The sequence below is a fragment of the Flavobacterium psychrophilum DSM 3660 = ATCC 49418 genome (genome assembly GCF_002217405.1).
Taxonomy (GTDB): Bacteria; Bacteroidota; Bacteroidia; order Flavobacteriales; family Flavobacteriaceae; genus Flavobacterium; species Flavobacterium psychrophilum.
This window is the reverse complement of record NZ_MUHE01000014.1, coordinates 1-18,304: the sequence shown is the minus strand read 5'-3', so window position 1 is coordinate 18,304 and position 18,304 is coordinate 1. Positions and strand designations below refer to the sequence as shown.

Here is an 18,304-nt window from a genome sequence, read left to right as displayed (position 1 = left end):
TAAATTACTTCACAATTCTTTTATTTCATTTAGAACTCAAGAAGCTTTCTTTGAAACGAAAAACCTTTTTTTTTGCTTCAACCAAAATAAATATTGTGTCATAAAACTGAATAAAGTATCTAGAAATAGAATCCGAAAGACCCTTTAATTGAGAATTTATTAGCTTCTGGAAGATTTTCATAACTGCCTCTCCAAGCAAAATCGAGTCTGAATACTTTAAATATATTTCCTATTCCTGCATGGTATTCCCAATAACCATTTGTAGGAGCTTGGTATTTAAATCCTGATGCGTTTAGGGCTATATTCTGGTCTGACACACTTCCGTATATAGATTTTATTCCTATAATTTCTCGTAAATTTAATTTTTTTAGATAGGGTATTCTAGAAAAAAGCCTTCCGTTAAAATCGTGTTCTAGGTGCAATGATGCGTATTGATCTGTAACTAACTCGTAATAATTTAACTGACTGTATGTGTTTTCTATTATAAAATAGGATTGGTTTCCTGGTATGACTGCTATAAGCCCTAATGGTACGCCCCCAAATATTTTTCCTACTTCGAATGTTGTGAGCAAGCGTCCCATTCCTGCAATTAATATTGGCTGACGGTAATATAATTGTAGTTTTTTATATTCAAAATCACTGTTTAAGATCCCTTTAAAGCCTTGATTGTAATTTATATATATTCTGGGGTAATTTTTATCTACTTGTAATTGTTCTACACCATAGCCTACCACTTTTCTGCCTGGCATATAATCTACTCCAATTTCTACTTCTGATTGTCGTACCTCTGATTGTTTTATGCCATTTGGATTTAATGTACTAGGCAGGGTTTTATAAAAATCTAAACTAAATTTTGATGATGCAGAGGCTAAAGTCCTGTATGACAATCCTGCTTTGAATATTAAATTTTTGTAGGGTTCGAATCCTGCTCCGATTGAGGTTAAATTTACATTTGTTAATTTACTCCTATCTCCTCCTGCAAATATTGATGAGGAAGCAAAACTTCTTCCCATAATATCATTAGATGTTGTAAGGCTTACCCCTATTTGCTCTATATCACGGCGGTTTCCTGCTGATAGTATTAGCCTGCTTTTAGGATCGACCATCCATTTTCCAGAAAATCCATATTTTACTTTATCGTCCTTAAATCCGTATGCCGTATAGCCTTGCAATCGCCATTTGTCATTTGGACTAAAATAGGTTCTTCCTCCTACTCGTAATCTTAGCCCTTCAACATCGTTATATCCTATAAATGAAAATATTGGGCCGTAATCTATTTTGCCGTTTAACACATAACCTGTACCTAAAATCCCTGCAAGCGTGTACATTTGTTTAAACTTCCTGACTGTTTTAAGAGTGTCTAGCATTTTATATATTCCTGCTTCATCTTTATTTAAAGATTCTGCACGATTTTCTTGCCAAAATTCGTCAGACTTTGTAAATATACTTTGATCGAAATTATTTACATCTTCTTTGTAAAACTTATCAGACTTGACTTCATTAAATTTATGATCACTATAAAGTGTAGTGCGTTTTCCGTAAACTCCTTTTGATGATTCTTTTTTATTAAGTGCAAAATCTGACATCATGTAATCTCTTTTTAAAAGAAAAACAGAATCGTTTAAAACATCAAATTCTTGTTCTATATATATTTCTTTTACCCAGTTTACATTTGCGCTTTTCGATGCGGTAAGGTTTATTTTTTTGATGGCAAATGTGGTATCATTTACCCAAAAATCGCCTTTAAAAGTTAGTTCGTTTTTTCTGCGTGGATAAAACACAATATTATAACACCATTTTTTATCTACAAATGCGCTGTCACTTAATACATAATTATAGGTGTTAATTCCTGTTTTAGACAGTGGACTAACAAAATTTTTGTCGAAAAAACTAAGATAATTATTATAAATATCATATTGCGGATATAAATCTTTAATAAAAGTATCTACGCCATTTCCTGTTCCTAACCCTGAATTTTTGTTTGCTTTTAATACCTCTTTCGTCTTACCGTTTGTATTGTCTCCATAAACCTCAGATAATGATTCGTTTATAAAAACAGGCAAGTATGTTTTTCCTGTAATCTTTGAGGTATCTACTTGTTTAAAAATAAATTCCATCCCTTTAAAAACTATATTTTTCATAAAAGCAGAGTCGATGGTATTCATATCAAACTCTACTTTTTCATATTTATTCATTTGGTATTGGTTAAACTGACGCAAACCATTTTTACGTTTTCGTTCCCATATTTTTCGAAGAATATCGAGTGCTGGGTTGTTTTTTTTAGACGTTTTTCCAGAAAATATCTTAACCTCATCTAGTGTATTTGCTCCTGAAAAAGAAATTTTCATGTCATAATTTACCGCTTTGGTAAGAATAATTTCTTTAGTTTTAAAACCTACAAATGAAATTGATAAAATTTTTCTATCGGATTCAGATTCTAAATAAAATCGCCCATTTTCGTCGGACGTCACACATTCTCGAGTCCCTTTAAAACATAAATTTGCATAAGGAACAGTTGCATTGGTATCGTCATAAACAACACCACTTACTTTAGTTTGTGCGACATTACTTATTGATAGCAAGAAACCGAAGATTATAAATATTTTTTTCATACAAAATGTTAACTAAAAAACTTCATCAATGAATGATGAAGTTTCAAATATAGTTTTTTTTTAAACTACTTAGACCACTAGGCAATCAGGCTTTTAGACTTGCAATAATCTAAGAACGTTTAATAATTTATTTATACATTACTTTTTTTACCGCTTTAACAACATCTTGTGCGTTAGGCAACCATTCTTTTAGTAAAGTTGGCGAATATGGTGCTGGGGTATCGGCAGTAGTGATCCTTTGTATTGGTGCATCTAGAAAATCGAAAGCGCGTTCTTGTACTATATAAGTAATTTCTGAAGCCACTGAAGCAAAAGGCCAAGCTTCTTCTAGAACTACTAATCTATTTGTTTTTTTAACAGAAGTTAAAATAGTTTCATAATCCATAGGTCGAACTGTTCGTAAGTCGATAATTTCGCATGAAATACCTTCTTTGGCTAATTCGTCGGCAGCAATATGAGCCTCTTTTATAATTTTTCCAAAAGAAACAATTGTAACATCAGTTCCTGCTCTTTTTATATCTGCAACACCAAGAGGAATAATATAATCTCCTTCTGGCACTTCTCCTTTATCTCCGTACATTTGTTCGGATTCCATAAAAATAACTGGGTCATTATCACGAATGGCTGCTTTTAGCAAACCTTTTGCATCATAAACAGTACTTGGCACAACAACTTTTAGCCCTGGAGTATTGGCAAACCAGTTTTCGAAAGCTTGCGAGTGTGTTGCCCCTAATTGCCCTGCCGAAGCAGTTGGCCCACGAAAAACCATTGGCATTGGAAACTGACCTGCACTCATTTGACGCATTTTTGCTGCATTATTGATAATTTGATCGATACCAACTAACGAGAAATTGAAAGTCATATATTCCACAATAGGACGACAACCATTCATTGCAGATCCTACTGCAATACCAGCAAAACCAAGTTCTGCAATTGGTGTATCTATAACTCTTTTTGCACCAAACTCATCTAACATTCCTTTTGAGGCTTTATAAGCACCGTTATATTCGGCCACTTCTTCACCCATTAAGTAAACTGATTCATCACGACGCATTTCTTCGCTCATGGCTTCACAAATGGCTTCTCTAAATTGTATCGTTCTCATATATTTTTATGTATATCTGTAAAATTGAACAGCAAAAGTAAAAATTAAAAATCATATAAAAGCATAATTATTATTCATACTTCAATTTATTGAAAATAATCATTTCAAAAACGAAATAATTTCTTAAAAATATTATGCACGCATAGTATATTATTTAAATTATTTATCTTATTTTTGTTTTTCAATCTTAAGACAAAGCACATGAAAATATTAGTTTGCATCAGCCACGTTCCTGATACCACTTCAAAAATTAATTTTACCAATGGTGACTCAGAATTTGACACCAATGGCGTACAATTTGTAATTAATCCAAATGACGAATTTGGCCTTACAAGAGCCATCTGGTTCCAAGAGCAACAAGGCGCAAATGTAACTGTTGTAAACGTTGGTGGCCCAGACACAGAGCCTACGCTAAGAAAAGCATTAGCCATTGGCGCTAACGAAGCAATTCGTATTAATGCAAACCCAACCGATGGTTTTTTTGTAGCCAAACAACTAGCAGAAGTTATAAAAAATGGCGGTTACGACCTTGTTATTGCAGGTAAAGAATCGTTAGATTATAACGGAGGAATGGTACCTGGCATGATTGCTGGGATATTAGACATGAATTTTGTAAATTCTTGTACCGAATTAACTATAGACGGAACTACCGCAAAAGCATCTCGCGAAATAGATGGCGGAAAAGAAATCGTTTCAACTACTTTACCATTAATCGTTGGTGGTCAAAAAGGATTAGTCGAGGAAAAAGATTTGCGCATCCCGAACATGAGAGGAATCATGACTGCAAGAACCAAAGCCTTAACAATCCTAGAACCTATTAGTGCAACATCAGAAACCAAAGCGGTTAAGTTTGAAAAACCTGCCGCAAAATCAGCTGTAAAACTAATAAATGCTGACAACCTAGACGAATTAATCAACTTATTACACAACGAGGCTAAAGTGATATAAGATTCTAAAATTTAGATATAAGATTGCTTAAAAAGCAAACACAACCTCTAAATTAAACATTATAATTCACTTCAAATTCTAAAATAAATAATTATTTTCGGTTTCAATTTTTAAAATTTGAAATCTGAAATTTAAAATCTAAAATTATTATGTCAATATTAATATATGCAGAATCAGCAGAAGGAAAATTTAAGAAAGTAGCTTTCGAACTGGCTTCTTACGCCAAAAAAATTGCAGAAACAACAGGACAAACCGTTACAGCAATTACTGTAAACATGAACGATGTTTCAGAACTTTCTAACTACGGAATAGACAAAGTACTAAAAGTTACCAACGACAAATTGGCTAATTTTACAGCAAAAGCTTACGCAGACACCATCAAACAAGCAGCGCAAAAAGAAAACGCAAAATTAATTTTACTATCCTCATCAACAGATAGTTTATATCTTGCACCACTCGTATCAGTATCGCTCGAGGCAGGATTTGCTTCAAATGTTGTAGGATTACCCACAAACATGTCACCATTTCAAGTAAAAAGAACCGCTTTCTCTAACAAAGCCTTCAATATTACCCAAATAAATACCGACATAAAAGTACTGTGTTTAAGCAAAAACTCTTACGGAATTTTCGAAAATACCGGAGCAGCAACCGCCGAAGATTTTGCACCAACTATTTCCGATGCCGATTTCTCAGTACAAGTACAATCAGTAGAAAAAGGATCAGGAAAAGTAACCATTGCAGATGCTGATGTAGTAGTCTCAGGAGGTCGTGGCCTTAAAGGACCCGAAAACTGGGCAATGATAGAAGATTTAGCCGCTGTTCTTGGTGCCGCAACCGCTTGCTCTAAACCAGTATCTGACTTAGGCTGGAGACCTCACAGCGAGCACGTAGGACAAACCGGAAAACCAGTAGCCACCAACCTATACATTGCCGTAGGAATCTCAGGAGCCATTCAGCACATTGCAGGAATCAATTCATCAAAAGTAAAAGTAGTCATCAACACAGACCCAGAAGCACCATTCTTTAAAGTTGCAGATTACGGAATCGTAGGCGATGCTTTCGAGATCCTTCCAAGATTAACCGAAAAACTAAAAGCTTTCAAAGCACAAAACTCATAAAACAACACTTTCCATACAAATGAGCTATATAACCCCAAATTATGTAGCTCATTTTTTTTATTTAAGGTTTTTTTGAAGCCAAAAGTTTTTGTTACTTTGCAAACCATATACCTGCTATCCGCAGTATCTTGTCAAAAAAACTGCTCGTGCCTCGCAATGACAAGGATACTTGCTGCTATCAGGGCTAAATAGGAAATTGTATTGCCTTTTTGGAATCTATCCGAAAATCCAATTCATATCAAAAAAATATAGATTTTATAATTTCTAAAATCTAAAATCTAAGATCTAAAGATGAGTTTAGTAAAACTAACAATAAAAGGAATATCATACAGTCAGACACAAAATGGTGCCTATGCACTTATTCTGAACGAAGTAGATGGCGACCGAAAATTACCCATCGTAATTGGCGCTTTCGAAGCACAATCAATCGCAATTGCGCTCGAAAAAGAAATAAAACCACCCCGTCCGCTCACACACGATCTATTTAAAACCTTTGCCGAAAGATTCGACATAATAATCAAACAAGTCATCATTCACAAATTAGTAGATGGCGTATTTTACTCCAGCATGATTTGCGAACGCGATAAAATAGAAGAAATCATAGACGCCCGAACTTCCGATGCCATTGCACTAGCACTACGCTTTAACGCACCCATATTTACTTACAAAAACATACTAGACAAAGCAGGAATATTCTTAAAAATAAATCCAGACTCAGACAGTCCAGAACACGACCTAGACAGCGTACTTTCTGCTTCCGAACCATTTTCGCAAGAAAGCAACGACAGCAAAAATTTATTCACAAAATACAGTTTATCCGAACTGCAAGAAATATTAGAAGCCGCCGTAAATGACGAAGACTACGAAAAAGCAGCCAAAATAAGAGACGAAATATCGAAAAGAGAAATATAAAAAAGGCATTACGCAAAAGGCACTAGGCAATAAGCTTAAGGCATACTGCTTAAAGCACAAAGCCAAAAAAATGAAGCAATATTTAGATTTAGTAAAACACGTTCTAAACAACGGAACCCAAAAAGGCGACAGAACAGGAACAGGAACAAAAAGTGTTTTTGGTTACCAAATGCGTTTCAATCTTGCCGAAGGTTTCCCTATGGTTACCACAAAAAAACTACATCTAAAGTCTATAATTCATGAATTACTTTGGTTCCTAAAAGGAGAAACAAATATTGCATACCTACAACAAAATGGCGTAAAAATTTGGGACGATTGGGCAGACGAAAATGGCGAATTAGGTCCCGTTTACGGACACCAATGGCGCAACTGGAATAACGAAGAAATAGACCAAATTACCGAATTAATAGAAACCCTAAAAACCAATCCAAACAGCCGTAGAATGCTTGTTTCTGCTTGGAATCCTTCGGTTTTACCAGACACCACAAAATCATTTGCAGAAAATGTTGCCAATGCAAAAGTAGCTTTACCCCCCTGCCATGCTTTTTTTCAGTTTTATGTTTCAGAAGGAAAACTCTCTTGCCAATTATACCAGCGTAGCGCCGATATCTTTTTAGGAGTTCCTTTCAACATTGCCTCATACGCCTTATTTACAATGATGATTGCACAAGTTTGCGATTTGCAAGCAGGAGAATTCATACATACTTTTGGCGATGCACATATTTACAATAATCATTTCGAACAAGTAGCGCTACAATTGTCACGCGAGCCAAAACCATTACCCAAAATGATTTTGAATCCAGCAGTAAAAAATATTTTCGATTTTAAATTTGAAGATTTCACACTCGAAGGATACGAATCGCATGCACACATAAAAGGAGCGGTTGCCGTTTAATCTAAAGATACGCTAATATTTAATGTAAAAAGTTTTGCCAACGGCCATGAGCGCAAAATGAAAGAAATCCTAGAAAAACTACCTGGTGTCGAGGTCGATAAAAATGGTGGTGTTACTGTACAAGGCAAGAAAGTAACTAAAATGATGGTAGAAGGAAAATCGTTTTTTGGCGGTGGTTCCAAGCTAGCTGTCGAGAACATTCCCGCCGATGCCTTAGATAAAATTGAACTTATAGATCATTTTAACCAAGTAGGATTTATGAAGCAAGTCTCCCATTCCGACGATCTGGCAATAAATGTAAAATTAAAAGAAGACAAAAAGAAATTTGTTTTTGGCGATATAGAAGCAGGGGTTGAATTAGCAGGTAATAACGGCTTTTATTTAGGTCATGCAGGAATATTTTTTTACAGTCCTAAAACAAACATTAGTTACATAGGCGATAGCAATAATATAGGCAAAAGCACCTTTACTTTTGATGATTTAATGCGTTTTGACGGAGGTAGAAGTAGTATTCTATCGGGGCGAAAATCATTTACAAATTTATATTCATTCGCAGATGATAATACAAATGTAGTACTAAACAAATCCCAGTTTAGCGCCACAAATTTTAGTTATGATGCCTCACAGAAATTAACATTTTCTGGTTACGGGATACTCTCTAAAGCACTTACCGCTTCAAGAATAGAAAACAGGAACACTTATTTACAAAATACGCTATTCGTTTCCGAAAACAAATCTGAAAACAACAACAATCGTGCAATTTTAGGTATTGCAAATATCAAACTAGATTATTCGCCAAACGACAAAGAAAAATGGTATTATAACATACAATATCAGTGTAGTAACAATAAAACAAACACTACTATAAATTCGGTTGCGAATATTAATTTCAATTTTTTTGAAACACAAAAAAATGCCGACAACACATCAATCAAACAATATATAGAATGGCATAAGAGCATTAATAGCAATCACACAACCACTTTTGTAATCAACCAAACGTATGAGAAAAACAAGCCTAATAGTCATTGGTTTACCAACCAAGCTTTTTTATCTAGCTTAATTCCGCTACAAAGTGATAATAATTATACCATCGAACAAATAAAAAAAACAAAAAATAATAGTATCGATGCTTTGTTTAAACATTATTGGATTATTAATAATTTTAACCATTTGTATTCTAATATTGGGAATAATTACGGAACATCTAGTTTTCAAACTTCCGAAAAGCAATGGCTAACCAACGGAACTATTAATGATTTTTCTGCTGCTGGTTTTGGAAACAATACAAATTACAAATTAAATGATACTTATATTGGCTTTGAATACAAATTTAAACTAGGAAAATGGACAAATAAACCCGGCATATACCTTCACTGGTATCATTTACTAAGCAATCAAACAAACACTGATTATTCGATATCAAAAACACTTTTTCAACCACAATGGAATAGCGATTACGAATTCAACCAGTCAGAATCTATCAATTTTGCCTACAAATTATCAAATACATTTCCTGAAGTTAGTCAGATAGCCAACCAGTTTACGCTACAAACCTACAATCTAGTTTTTAAAGGAAATTCCTTATTAGAAAATGAGCAATATCATTCGGCAAATATTGGCTATTCGAAGATAAATATGTACCAAGGAGTCATGATTAATCTCATGGCAAATTACACTAAAAAAGTACAAACAACTAGAAATAAGGTTGAAATAAAGGGAATAAACCAATACAACACACCTATATTAACCAATAATCCAGAAACAAATTGGGCTATAAATAGTTCCATTAGCAAAAAAATTTATCGGTTTAGTTTAAAATTAAACACCCATTTAAATTGGCTAAATTATATTCAAACCGTTAATAAAATTACGACCATAAACGACAAAAACAATCAAAAAATAGGATTTTCACTAAAAACCGCTTACAGAAAATGGCCTGATTTTAATATTGGATATACAAAGGGTTTCAACCAACTTTCGGGTCTTACCAAAACAGCCTACCGTTCGGACGAAATTAATGCCGATTTTGAATTAACTTTTCTTAAATTTTGGACGTACAAAATGGAATATCAAAATTTAAAAAACACAAACAGTATGAATCAAATCAATTTTTACGAAGTTGCAAATACATCTATCCGCTATCAAAAAAATAATAATCCGTTCGAATTCGAAATATTTGCAAATAACTTATTAGACAATAAAGTAAAGAATAATTATTCGTTTTCAGATTATAGATCAGTGAGCAAATAACCTACGTCTTACCAAGAATTTTCATACTCTCTGTAACTTATAAATTATAGTTTTATTTTTTTTGTCAAATATTTTTCCAAAAAAAAAATTATCTTTAGCCATAATTTAAATACTATGGAAAACGCTCAACACGAACAATACGAATACGCCAGACAACGTTTGAAACAAAAAAAACAATTGTATTTTCATTTTGTTTTTTTTGTATTGCTCAGTATATTTTCTGTGGTAATAAATAAATTATTAGGATTTTACCCTGAAACATACTGGTTTTTGTGGGTAATTACCATTTTAAGCTTCCTGTTTGTCCTGCATTTTATTAGGGTTTTTATTACCGATAGTTTTATGAACAAAAACTGGGAACGTACACAAATAGACAAACTTATTGCCAAACAAGAACGAAAAATAGAGCAATTACAAAAAGATTTAGATACAAATAACAAATAATGATTACAATTATTGCAGCAGCTGGCAAGAACAACGAATTGGGAAAAGACAATCAGATTATTTGGCATTTACCCGATGATTTTAAAAGATTTAAAGCCATAACCTCAGGCCATCATATTATTATGGGAAGAAAAACTTTTGAAAGTTTCCCTAAACCATTACCCAACCGAACCCACATTGTTATTACTCGAAACAAGAATTACAGTCTTCCTGAGGATTGCTTTGTAGTAGATTCAATCGAAAAGGCTATTGATATTTGTCCGAAAAACAAAACTATTTTTATTATTGGCGGTGGCGAAATTTACAAACAATCTATAAATATCGCCAATTGCATAGAACTCACTCGTGTGCATGGCGATTTTGATGCTGATGCGTTTTTCCCAACAATAGATTTAACAAAATGGGAATTAGTCTCTTCTCAGTTTCATGAAAAAGACGAAAAACATCAATTTTCGTTTACTTTCGAAACTTATACTAAAATAATTTAAACCAAATAAGACTGTTTGTTAGAAAAAAAATCGATTACTTACAGGATTTTGTGTTAAGGATTTTCAGCATATTTTCATAGAAGTTTCAAGAACTTCGGTTGTAATGCAAAGGCAGACCCTTTTTGGTAACGCCCAAATAACGAGATTTAAAAAAAGCTGTTTCTTCTAGAATTAAACATAAAAAAATAACACTCCAAAAACGAAGTGTTATTTATACTAATAAGCTGTTTTAATGGTATTTAATTCGACAATCAAAAATCGATTTTGCGTTTATTATTTCACCAAAATCATATAAGCCAATAAAAACAGAGAAAAAATTTTAACACCACCCCTTCAAATACCACTAAGAAAGAAGCGAAAAAAAAACTAAAATCTCCAAAAAAAATTAACCAAAAAAACGTTTGCACTTAAAATTACAATTGAAAAAACATAATTGCCAATTTTGATGAAGAAATGCAACAAATTGTACTACCCCGCTACATTAATCTAAGACTATTAAATACTACTAATTAAAAGAACTTTATTAGATTATAAACTTACACAAACAAATTAAAACACACAATACCAGATATGTGGTGTTTTTTTATCTAACTAACTTTAGTTAGATAAAAAAAATAAAAAGTTTAATACACCTATAATACACCATTTTCTAAACATTCGGAATTTAGTTTTATATTTGCTAAAATATTTTTTATGTCTATTAGCACAAAACCGTACAAAGATTCTGAACTTGGAAAGAAAGAACAGGTCGCAAAAATGTTTGATACCATTTCGTCAAAATACGATAATCTGAATAGAGTTATCTCGTTTGGTATCGATGTAAAATGGCGCAAGAAAATCCTAAAAATGGTTGCCGCAAAAAATCCAAATAACATTTTAGATATTGCCACAGGAACTGGAGATTTAGCCATTTTATTAGCCAATACCAAAGCTGAAAAAATCATAGGATTAGACATTTCGATAGGAATGCTAGAAGTGGGAAAACAAAAAATAGAAGCTAAAAAATTATCCCCTAAAATAGAGATGATTCTAGGCGATTCGGAAAAAATTCCTTTCGAGGAGAACACTTTCGATGCGGTAACGGTAGCTTTTGGGATTAGAAATTTTGAAAACCTAGAAATTGGACTAACCGAAATATTGCGTGTACTAAAACCAAATGGTGTTTTTGTAATTTTAGAAACATCGGTTCCAGAAAAATTTCCTTTCAAACAAGGTTACGGTTTTTATACTAAAAACATATTACCTATTATAGGCAAAATGTTTTCTAAAGACAAAGTGGCGTATCAATATTTGTCGGATTCTGCTTCTATTTTTCCTTACGGAGAAAAACTGAACAATATTTTACAAAAAATTGGGTTTATAGAAGTAAAACATTTGCCTCAAACATTTGGCGTAGCAACCATCTACTGCGCTTCTAAAAAATAATTATAAATTTTACGATTCACAATGAGTAAAAAAAGCTTATTAATAGTACTTATAACAATATCAACCGTTGCAAATGCTCAGGTTTTCAGAAAAAGCATGTTTGCAAAAAAGGCGCTTTTAAATCTCGAAAATTTCGATAAGCAAAGGGTCTATTTTGGTTTTTATCTTGGTTTTAACAATTATGATTTTAAAATTGATAAAAAATATGACGACCAAGACATTATTATAGATAGCCAGACCGGTTTTAATGTAGGTTTGATTGCTGATTTACGACTAATGGAGTATCTTAATTTGCGTTTCGAGCCAGGGCTGTCAACGGCTCAAAGAAATTTACATTTTCCGCATTTTACAAATAGTGTTGATGCGCTTCGTGAGGTAAAAACAACGAATATTCATTTCCCATTACTACTTAAATTTTCGTCAAAAAGAATTGGAAACGTAAGACCTTATGTACTTGGCGGTATTTCGACCGATATGAATTTGTCTAGTAATGCTAATTCTCCCGACGATAATTCGAGCAATCGCTTCAGAATGACCAAGAATACAAGCAATTACGAACTAGGTTTGGGGATAGATTTGTATATGGAATATTTTAAATTTTCGCCTTCTATAAGAGGCGTTTTTGGTATGAAAAACGAATTAATTCCAGACAACAACCCAAATAGTCCTTGGACAGGAAATATAGACCAAATGAGAACTCGAGGAATTTTTATAAATTTTGCTTTTCATTAGCAAGTTCTCTTAAATTCGCTTAAAACAATAGCTGTTGCTGTTGCAACATTTAGGCTTTCGGTGCGTTGTAAGTCCCCAAAACGAGGAATTGTAATTTTTTGTGTCACTTTTTCTTCTATTAGTTTAGAAATCCCGTTGGCCTCGTTACCCAAAACTATAATTCCTGAGGGAGGTAATTGTGTTTTGTATATGTCTTTGCCGTCCATAAAAGTACCAAAAACGGCTGTTTTTGCTTCGGCTAAATAAGTTTCTAAATCTAGATATGTAATATTTACTCGAGTAATAGATCCCATTGTAGCCTGCACTACTTTAGGATTATACACATCGACGGTTTGTTCGGAACATACAATTTGAGCGATTCCAAACCAATCGCACAAACGGATTATGGTTCCTAAATTTCCAGGATCACGAATATCGTCTAGTGCTACTATTAATCCCGAATTTTCAATTTGTTTTTCTTGCGGAATTTTAAAAACTGCCAAACAATCGTTTGCAGTAGTTAAAGCCGTTATTTTTTTTAAATCGGAATCAGAAATTATTGTTTTTTTTAATTCTGAAACATCAGAAAACATAGGTTTTGTACAATACAAATGTTCTAATTCGAAATTAGATTGCAACAATTCCTGAATTACTTTTGCGCCTTCGGCAAAAAATAATTGGTACTGTTTTCGGTATTTTTTTTGAACTAAACTCGTTATAAGTTTTATTTGGTTTCTAGTAACCATAAAAAAGTGTATTTTTGAAATAAATTTCAGAATCGTTTGGGCAATATTACTACAAAAATATCATTATTTATTCTAATTATAGCACTTATTACGGCATGTAATGTGGTAAAAAAAGTTCCTGCTGGTAAACATCTCTTGCTTAAAAATGAAATTCTTGTAAACGGGGAAAAAAATTCGCAAGAAAACATCATTTCGCAATTAGCACAACAAACAAATACTTCTATTTTTGGATATAAGTTGCGTTTAAACATGTTTAACCTTGCTAAAAATAATACCGACTCTATTTTTAGAGCAAAGTATATAGCTAATCCGGCAAAATATAAGCAACAAGCAAAATGGCTTTCTAAAAAACAAGTAGACAGATTAGGACAATCTTTTTGGTATTCTGGCTGGCACAGCTTCTTAAGACGAACTGGCGAACCACCTATAATCATAGACACATTAAAAGCAAAAAAATCGGCAAAAAGATTAAAAGATTATTATTTTAACCAAGGCTTTTTTGATGCCAATGTGAAATTTCTGGTTACCTATCAAGAAAAAAAACGAGGCAACATACAATATACAGTAACAACAGGAGATGCGACTTTTTTAGATACTATTTCGCACGAAATTGAAACCCCTGCGCTCGATTCGTTATATTTACTTTCTAAATCTAAATCGTATATTAAAAAAGGGCAACAATATAAAGTAGCCAATTTTAGTAACGAACGATCTCGAATAACCAATTATTTCAGGAACCATGGTGTATATCATTTTCAGCAACAAAGCATTCATTTTGTAGTCGATACGCTAAACCCAAATAAAAAAGCACCCGTAAAAATTAACATTACCGATCAAGTTACTAAAACCGAAGATTCTATTCGATCGAAACCCTACAAAATATACCACATAAGTCAGGTTAATCTTTTTGTAGATAATACTACGGCAAAAAACAAATCGAAAAACGATAGCACAACGTACAAAAACTTCAACCTTTACAGCCCTAACAAACTAAGATACAGAGCAAAAGCCATTACCGATGCCGTTTTTATACAAAAAGACAGTTTGTATAACGATGACAAAAGATCCTTAACATTGCGTTCGTTAAGCAACTTAAAAGTATTTAATTATCCTAATGTTCAATATATTGAGGACACAATATCGAAATCACTTCAAGCTAATATTTACCTGACATCTAAACCAAAATTTCATTTTAACGCCAATGCCGATTTTACACGTTCCAATATTCAAATTTTTGGTATAACTGGAGGCTCAGGAGTTTCAATACGAAACATATTTAGAGGTGCCGAAACATTGGAAATAGGATTGCATGGTAACATTGGCTCGTCGAGAGACGTTGCAATTACAGGGAATAAATTTTTTAATATATCAGAAGTAGGAGCTGATATCAGGTTAAATTTTCCTAGAATATTTCTTCCCTTTAAAACCAATAGAATAATTCCCAAAACCATGTTACCCTCTAGTATTATTAGCGCAGGTTATGCAAAACAAACAAATATTGGCTTAGACAAAGAAAATTTTACTGCTGCCATCAATTACAATTGGATACCTAAAAAAAATACAATTGCAAAATTTGATTTAGTAAATATTCAGTATGTAAAAAACATTAATATAGACAACTATTTTAATGTATATCGCTCAACCTACAATAAATTAAATGGTTTAGCAAAAACATACAACAACAATAACAACGACCTTTCTAAAGAAAATGGTGGTGTTAATAATTTTATAGATGATGTACTAAACCATAAATATGCCTTGTTAACCACACAAACTGCCGATTATAAATTGATAAAAAGCATCAAAGAAAGAAAAGACCGACTAACGGAAAATAATTTGATATTTGCAGCAAACTTCAGCTATTCAAAAGATTCAAAAACGGATATTTTCGATAAAGAATTTTATAGTTTTAGAGGAAAATTAGAAAGCGCAGGAAACATTCTCTCCTTAGCATCTGGCCTTGCCAAGCAAACTAAAAAAGAGGACGGAACTAGAAATGTTTTTGGTCTTCAATATTCGCAATATATAAAAGGAGAGTTCGATTATGCAAAAAATTGGGATTTAACAAACGGAAAATCATTTGCAGTAAGAAGCTTCTTTGGAATAGCAATTCCCTACGGAAATTCTAAATCAGTCCCATTCGCAAGAAGCTACTTTGCAGGAGGATCTAACGACAACAGGGCTTGGCAATCTTATAGTCTAGGCCCTGGAAACTCTGGAGGACTAAACGATTTTAATGAAGCCAATATGAAAATTGCTTTAAATGCCGAATTTAGATACAAACTATTTGGCAATTTAAATGGTGCTGTTTTTGCAGATTGTGGAAATATTTGGAACGTTTTTGATAGTGAGACTGATGAAACCAAAGTTTTTTCTGGAATTTCTTCGTTAAAAAGTTTAGCATTAGGAACAGGATTAGGACTCAGATATGATTTTAAATTCTTTGTATTCCGACTAGACTTTGGTTTCAAAACCTACAATCCCGCAAAACTAGAAACAGAAAGATGGTTTAAAGAATTAAATTTGAGCAAAACAGTAGTGAATTTTGGTATAAACTATCCGTTCTAAAAGTTAAATTAGTAATTTTGTAAATCTTAAAAAAATAAAAAATGGCACATAATATAAAACCAGGCGTTGCAACTGGGGATCAGGTTCAGGAAATTTTTAATTACGCCAAGCAAAAAGGTTTTGCGCTTCCAGCTATAAACGTAACTGGATCAAGCACCGTAAATGCAGTTATGGAAACAGCAGCAAAACTAAATGCTCCAGTAATAATTCAGTTTTCTAATGGAGGTTGTTTGTTTAATGCTGGAAAATCATTATCTAATGAAAACGAAAAAGCAGCCATTCTGGGTGGTATTGCTGGGGCAAAACACATTCATACATTAGCAGAAGCTTATGGTGCAACCGTAATTTTGCACACAGACCATTGCGCAAAAAAATTATTACCCTGGATAGACGGTTTACTTGATGCTTCAGAAAAACATTTTGCCGAAACAGGAAAACCATTATATTCTTCTCACATGATCGACTTGTCTGAAGAACCTATCGAAGAAAATATAGAAATTTGCAAAACCTATTTAGCTCGAATGAGCAAAATAGGAATGACTCTAGAAATCGAATTAGGAATTACTGGTGGCGAAGAAGATGGCGTAGACAATTCAGATGTAGATAGCTCAAAATTATACACACAGCCCGAAGAAGTAGCATACGCATACGAAGAACTCATAAAAATATCTCCTCGTTTTACCATTGCAGCCGCTTTCGGGAACGTACACGGTGTTTACAAACCTGGAAACGTAAATCTAACGCCTAAAATCCTAAAAAACTCTCAAGATTATGTGCAAAATAAATTTAACACAGGTGCAAACCCAGTCGATTTTGTTTTTCATGGTGGTTCAGGTTCAACACTCGAAGAAATTAGAGAAGCCATAGGCTATGGTGTTATAAAAATGAATCTTGACACAGATTTGCAATTCGCTTACACAGAAGGAGTTCGTGATTATGTGGTGAAAAATGTTGATTATCTGAAAACTCAAATTGGAAATCCAGAAGGCGATGAATTACCAAATAAAAAATACTACGATCCAAGAAAATGGATTCGTGAAGGCGAAATAACTTTCAACACAAGATTAGAACAAGCTTTTGCTGATTTAAATAACGTAGATACATTATAATAACAATTGATAATTAGCAATTAAATAATTATTTGTTAGTTATCCATTATACATTAAAAAAATGAGTTGGTTTAAAAGAAAAGAAAAAGGAATTACGACAGCTACCGAAGATAAAATGGATGTTCCAAAAGGACTTTGGTACAAATCCCCTACAGGAAAAATTATTGACGCCGAAGAGCTTGCAAGAAACCTTTGGGTAAGTCCAGAAGACGATTTTCATGTTCGCATAGGAAGTGCCGAATATTTTCATATATTGTTTGACAATAACGAATTTACAGAGCTTGATGCCAATATGACCTCGAAAGATCCACTAGGATTTGTAGATACAAAAAAATACGCTGATCGTTTAGTAGATGTGATGCAAAAAACTAAACTAAAAGATGCTGTTCGTACTGCCGTAGGAAAATCTAAAGGGAGAGATTTAGTGATTTGTTGTATGGATTTTGCTTTTATTGGAGGTTCGATGGGCGCTGTTGTAGGAGAAAAAATTGCTCGTGGAATAGACCACTCTATCAAAAACAAAATTCCTTTTGTTATGATTTCCAAATCTGGAGGTGCTCGTATGATGGAAGCAGCTTATTCGTTAATGCAATTGGCAAAAACTTCAGCAAAACTAGCACAACTTGCTGAAGCAAAAATCCCATACATCTCACTATGTACCGACCCAACAACTGGAGGAACAACCGCTTCTTATGCTATGCTAGGCGATATAAACATCTCTGAGCCTGGTGCACTAATTGGTTTTGCAGGACCTCGTGTTGTAAGAGACACAACAGGAAAAGATTTACCAGAAGGATTTCAAACTGCCGAATTTGTCCTAGAACACGGTTTCTTAGATTTTATTACCCCAAGAAAAGAACTAAAAGACAAAATAAATTTATATCTAGATTTAATTTTGAATAACGAAGTTAGATAAAACAAAAAAGGCTACCTTATCGGATAGCCTTTTTTTTTCAATATTACATCGAAA

At 33.2% G+C, this 18,304-nt stretch carries 15 protein-coding genes; 12 read left to right on the top strand and 3 right to left on the bottom strand.

What is annotated here, in order from left to right; genetic code table 11:
• Nucleotides 1-119: 119 nt before the first annotated feature.
• Together B0A57_RS04270 and B0A57_RS04265 are read right to left on the bottom strand one after the other, a co-directional pair.
• Nucleotides 120-2,612, bottom strand: a complete 2,493-nt coding sequence (locus B0A57_RS04270) for a DUF5686 family protein (protein WP_038465992.1) — start codon at nt 2,610-2,612, stop codon at nt 120-122.
• A 127-nt stretch (nt 2,613-2,739) separates the two neighbouring features.
• Entirely contained in the window at nt 2,740-3,717 is a 978-nt protein-coding gene (locus B0A57_RS04265) for a pyruvate dehydrogenase complex E1 component subunit beta (protein ID WP_011962508.1), read from the bottom strand.
• Between the two features lie 201 nt (nt 3,718-3,918).
• On the opposite strand from B0A57_RS04265, the gene B0A57_RS04260 reads away from it, so the two are divergent.
• The 9 genes from B0A57_RS04260 (at nt 3,919) to porT (ending at nt 12,932) form a co-directional block, all read left to right on the top strand.
• Nucleotides 3,919-4,665: an electron transfer flavoprotein subunit beta/FixA family protein gene (locus B0A57_RS04260; RefSeq protein ID WP_011962507.1), complete on the top strand. Its 747-nt coding sequence runs from the start codon at nt 3,919-3,921 to the stop codon at nt 4,663-4,665.
• 149 nt (nt 4,666-4,814) lie between these two features.
• On the top strand, nt 4,815-5,783 hold the full coding sequence (locus B0A57_RS04255) for an electron transfer flavoprotein subunit alpha/FixB family protein (protein ID WP_011962506.1): 969 nt from the start codon (nt 4,815-4,817) through the stop codon (nt 5,781-5,783).
• A 291-nt stretch (nt 5,784-6,074) separates the two neighbouring features.
• Nucleotides 6,075-6,695, top strand: coding sequence for a bifunctional nuclease family protein (locus B0A57_RS04250; RefSeq protein ID WP_011962505.1), 621 nt, complete (start codon nt 6,075-6,077; stop codon nt 6,693-6,695).
• A gap of 70 nt (nt 6,696-6,765) precedes the next feature.
• Nucleotides 6,766-7,590 (top strand): thymidylate synthase, encoded by an 825-nt coding sequence (locus B0A57_RS04245; RefSeq protein WP_034099129.1) that lies wholly within the window; start codon nt 6,766-6,768, stop codon nt 7,588-7,590.
• Between the two features lie 57 nt (nt 7,591-7,647).
• Nucleotides 7,648-9,843 (top strand): hypothetical protein, encoded by a 2,196-nt coding sequence (locus B0A57_RS04240; RefSeq protein ID WP_052079076.1) that lies wholly within the window; start codon nt 7,648-7,650, stop codon nt 9,841-9,843.
• A 114-nt stretch (nt 9,844-9,957) separates the two neighbouring features.
• Nucleotides 9,958-10,287 (top strand): 2TM domain-containing protein, encoded by a 330-nt coding sequence (locus B0A57_RS04235; RefSeq protein WP_011962500.1) that lies wholly within the window; start codon nt 9,958-9,960, stop codon nt 10,285-10,287.
• Nucleotides 10,287-10,775, top strand: coding sequence for a dihydrofolate reductase (locus B0A57_RS04230; protein WP_011962499.1), 489 nt, complete (start codon nt 10,287-10,289; stop codon nt 10,773-10,775). The genes B0A57_RS04235 and B0A57_RS04230 overlap by 1 nt, the downstream gene beginning before the upstream one ends.
• A gap of 693 nt (nt 10,776-11,468) precedes the next feature.
• Nucleotides 11,469-12,200, top strand: a complete 732-nt coding sequence (gene ubiE, locus B0A57_RS04225; RefSeq protein WP_011962498.1) for a bifunctional demethylmenaquinone methyltransferase/2-methoxy-6-polyprenyl-1,4-benzoquinol methylase UbiE — start codon at nt 11,469-11,471, stop codon at nt 12,198-12,200.
• A gap of 21 nt (nt 12,201-12,221) precedes the next feature.
• Nucleotides 12,222-12,932: a type IX secretion/gliding motility protein PorT/SprT gene (porT, locus tag B0A57_RS04220; protein ID WP_011962497.1), complete on the top strand. Its 711-nt coding sequence runs from the start codon at nt 12,222-12,224 to the stop codon at nt 12,930-12,932.
• Here the strand turns inward: porT and B0A57_RS04215 are convergent.
• Nucleotides 12,929-13,657 carry a TrmH family RNA methyltransferase gene (locus B0A57_RS04215; protein WP_034099136.1) on the bottom strand — a complete coding sequence of 243 codons (729 nt, stop codon included), beginning with the start codon at nt 13,655-13,657 and terminating at the stop codon, nt 12,929-12,931. The two genes, porT and B0A57_RS04215, sit on opposite strands and share 4 nt — an antisense overlap.
• A gap of 36 nt (nt 13,658-13,693) precedes the next feature.
• On the opposite strand from B0A57_RS04215, the gene tamL reads away from it, so the two are divergent.
• The 3 genes from tamL to accD all read left to right on the top strand — a co-directional run bounded on the left by tamL (nt 13,694) and on the right by accD (nt 18,250).
• Nucleotides 13,694-16,225, top strand: a complete 2,532-nt coding sequence (gene tamL / locus B0A57_RS04210) for a translocation and assembly module lipoprotein TamL (protein WP_034099138.1) — start codon at nt 13,694-13,696, stop codon at nt 16,223-16,225.
• A 41-nt stretch (nt 16,226-16,266) separates the two neighbouring features.
• Complete coding sequence (gene fbaA, locus B0A57_RS04205) at nt 16,267-17,334, top strand: class II fructose-bisphosphate aldolase (RefSeq protein ID WP_034099140.1); 1,068 nt, start codon at nt 16,267-16,269, stop codon at nt 17,332-17,334.
• A gap of 61 nt (nt 17,335-17,395) precedes the next feature.
• A complete protein-coding gene (gene accD, locus B0A57_RS04200; protein ID WP_011962493.1) occupies nt 17,396-18,250 on the top strand; it encodes an acetyl-CoA carboxylase, carboxyltransferase subunit beta in 855 nt (284 codons plus the stop codon).
• Nucleotides 18,251-18,304: the final 54 nt, after the last annotated feature.